Genomic DNA, 3,136 nt, shown 5'->3' on the forward strand with positions numbered 1-3,136 from the left:
GTCTACGCAGGCTGCGTGACGTAGCACACGTGTCCACGACTTGCGGGGAACCTCAGAACCACACTGCGACTGGAGGTATTTGGCAGCTCGCTGACGATCGCTGCGGTTAATGTGCAGAAGCTCAGGATCGGTACCATCAACGAGGACGACTCTGGAGAGCTGGCGACCCCGCAGCTCTCGGTGAAGATAGTCTGCGATTTTAACTAGACCGAAGGAATGACCGACCACCACGATCGGGCCATTGGATTCAATATGGTCAAGAAGAGCTTCGATGATGTCGCCTGAAAGGAGCTTTGTCGTACTCAACCCGTACCCTCCCCGATGGTAGGAAAGTACGTGGAAATCGTTTGAAAGCTCTTCAGATACCCAGGTCCACGCCTCCAACGCACTGCCGAGGCCAGCTTCGAAGATGATCACCGGAGCCGTGTTTGAATCAATATCGTGGCGTTTCGGAGCGCTCCATTTGAACTCGACACTTCCATCATCGACCGGAAGTTGAGAAGTACCTTTGAGCCCTCGTCTGCGTTCGATATCTCTCTGCCTCAAAGTGGCTCATCGTAATTGAGAGTGTAGAACCGGTCTGAAGCCACCGGACTCGAGCAGACACCTGGCGATGTAGTGGGTGATGTTACGGAACCCCAGAGCAGACCCGCGGAGGTGTTCAAGCCTGCCGTTGATCGCTTCAGTCGGACCATTGGACGTTCCCGGTCGGCTGAAGAACGCGAGCACATCAGCAGCTCGACGCTTCAGAGTCCTTCCCAACCGTTTGAGCTCAACCAGCCCTGTCGGCAGTTTCGTCGTCAGTGCGTCGATGACCGTTCTCAAGAGCTTCTTGCCCTCGTTCCGGTCGGCGATTCGGTAGGCGTTCACAATGTCTTGGTAAACAGCCCAGGTGACTTCGACTTCGGTGAAACTCGAATCGGCGAACAGGCCCGCGATCCTCTCCTGCTGCTTGGTCGTGAGCAGATCAGCGCCTGTGTGCAGAGTCCTCCTCGCTCGATACAAGGGGTCTTTCGCTCGTCCACGATGGCCAGTTGTCTCCTGCTGAATACGACGACGAACATCATCGAGAGCATCACCGGCGAGCTTGACGACGTGGAAGGGGTCCATGACTTCGACAGCGTCGGGCAGTTCCTCAACTGAGGCTGTTTTGAAGCCGGAGAATCCGTCCATCGCGACGACGTCGATGCCATCACGCCAGTCCTTCGGACGGGCTTTCAACCATTGCTTGAACACCTGCTTCGAACGGCCAGCCACCATGTCGAGCAGACGTGCTGGGCCTGTGGCCTGGCTGATCGGGGTGAGGTCGATGATGACGGTGACGTACTTGTCGCCACGCCGGGTGTGCCGCCATACGTGCTCGTCGACGCCGATCACGGTGACCCCGCCGAAACGGGTCGGGTCGTTGATCAACAGCCGGCGACCTTCAGCGAGGATTGCGGAGTTCGCGGTGTGCCAAGACACGGCAAGTTTGCTTGCGATCACGGACACGGTGTCGTGGTCGATGACGAGAGCACGCAGCGCCCAGTCGAGGCCGGTTCGAGAGATCTTCGCTCGTGGTGGTGCCGCAGCTGTAGTGTCTTGACGCCATACGCGGCCGCACTCGACGCATTTGTAACGGCGGAGGCGAATATGAAGCGTGGTCGGCCGGTGGCCGAAGGGTTCGTGGGCCAGCTGGCGGACGACGGTGTCGCGAATGATCCCGTGGCCACCGCACCGACGGCACCAGTCATCAGCAGTGTTGGGCCGGCATTCCAGGATGGCCCTGTGCCCGGTGATGTGCTGGCCGATGCAGGCGAGGTCGAGGGTGTCGAGTCGGCAGAATGTCGTGAGGTCAGGGGTCGAGAAAGTAGGCTTGGCCATGTCGAGGTCTTTCGGATGGACTGTGTGAGAACTTCCATCATCGGAAGACCTCGACGTCTATCCGGGCAGCGACGCGCCGTGTTCTGGAATCACCGATCTACACTCTCAATTACGAAGAGCCCTCAAAGTCGCCGCGTGCACTCCACTCATGTAGGTCACGACGGCAGCAGATCCTAGCGCCGAATACTCGAGTTTCGACAACCTCTTCTCCCCCCGTTCTGAGCTGCGAATCACGTACTTAACGGCTGCATGGGAACCGGTGAAACCCCACACGAATCGCGGAAGCTCCATGATGGCAGCAACTCCCAGGTGGAAAATCTTGACGACACTGAGGCCGCGGACTCCCCATCGTGCGGGTAAAACGTAAATGAGCGGAAAAGTAAGTTCCCAGATCGGGGTGACCCAGGTGGCACCTTTCATCAACCAAGCAGAGGGGACTGATGCAGGGTTTGGTGACATCTAATCTGGCTTGTACACAAGCAAGCCTGGAAGGATAGACACCATGCCACAGCCCTACCCACAAGAATTCCGCGATGACGTCGTCCGCGTCGTGATGGGCCGCGACAAGAACACAACAATTGCCCAGATCGCCAAGGACTTCGGCGTCCACGAAGCCACCATCACCAAATGGGTCCGCCAAGCCGAGATTGATGCCGGCAACAAACCCGGCAACACCACCGACGAATCAACCGAACTGCGAGAACTGCGTCGGCGGACCCGCCTGCTGGAGCAGGAGAACGAGGTCCTACGCCGTGCCGCCGCGTATCTATCGCAGGCGAATCTGCCGTCAAAAGGCTCTACCCGCTCGTGAGAGAGCTCGCCGCCGACGGAATCCCCGTTGCGGTGTCGTGCCGGGTTTTGAAGCTCTCCCGCCAGCCCTACTACCGGTGGCTGGAAGCACCGATTCCCGAAGCCGACGTCACCGAGGCGTATCGGGCCAACGCCCTCTTCGACGCCCATCAGGACGACCCCGAGTTCGGGTATCGGTACCTGGCAGACGAAGCTGATGCCGCTGGCCAACCCATGGCGGTGCGCACCGCGTGGCGGTTGTGCTCGACCAATGCCTGGTTCTCGGCCTTCGGCAAGGGCCGGGCTAAGAACGGGAAGAAACCCGGCCCGCCCGTCCACGACGATCTGTGCGCGGTTGTCGACGCCGATGGGAAGACCAGACACGAGTTCCGAGCCGATGCCCCGAATCAGCTCTGGCTGACCGACATCGTGCGCCACGAGGCGCTGTTGAACCGAGTGGAGGTGAGAGACCACCACCGCCTGG

At 59.5% G+C, this 3,136-nt stretch carries 3 protein-coding genes and 1 pseudogene; 2 read left to right on the forward strand and 2 right to left on the reverse strand.

Annotated elements, in window-relative coordinates; translation table 11 throughout:
- Together INT29_RS19810 and INT29_RS19815 are read right to left on the reverse strand one after the other, a co-directional pair.
- Nucleotides 1-546 (reverse strand): alpha/beta fold hydrolase (locus tag INT29_RS19810; protein WP_193073266.1); only part of this gene is annotated, 546 nt, incomplete at its 3' end.
- Between the two features lie 6 nt (nucleotides 547-552).
- A complete protein-coding gene (locus tag INT29_RS19815) occupies nucleotides 553-1,863 on the reverse strand; it encodes an ISL3 family transposase (protein WP_193073267.1) in 1,311 nt (436 codons plus the stop codon).
- Nucleotides 1,864-2,365: 502 nt separating this feature from the next.
- On the opposite strand from INT29_RS19815, the gene INT29_RS20340 reads away from it, so the two are divergent.
- Both INT29_RS20340 and INT29_RS19825 read left to right on the forward strand, forming a co-directional pair.
- Complete coding sequence (locus INT29_RS20340) at nucleotides 2,366-2,674, forward strand: transposase (RefSeq protein ID WP_009882495.1); 309 nt, start codon at nucleotides 2,366-2,368, stop codon at nucleotides 2,672-2,674.
- A pseudogene (locus INT29_RS19825) lies at nucleotides 2,671-3,136 on the forward strand (hypothetical protein); the annotation flags it as partial. The gene INT29_RS20340 and the pseudogene INT29_RS19825, both read left to right, overlap by 4 nt.

It is taken from the genome of Brevibacterium sp. FME37 (assembly GCF_014897485.1).
Classification (GTDB): domain Bacteria; phylum Actinomycetota; class Actinomycetes; order Actinomycetales; family Brevibacteriaceae; genus Brevibacterium.

What these genes read in the sequence shown, in the direction of transcription:
- INT29_RS20340 (WP_009882495.1), top strand. Translation starts at nt 2,366, where the DNA reads ATGCCACAGCCCTACCCACAAGAATTCCGCGATGACGTCGTCCGCGTC.
- INT29_RS19815 (WP_193073267.1), bottom strand. Translation starts at nt 1,863, where the DNA reads ATGGCCAAGCCTACTTTCTCGACCCCTGACCTCACGACATTCTGCCGA.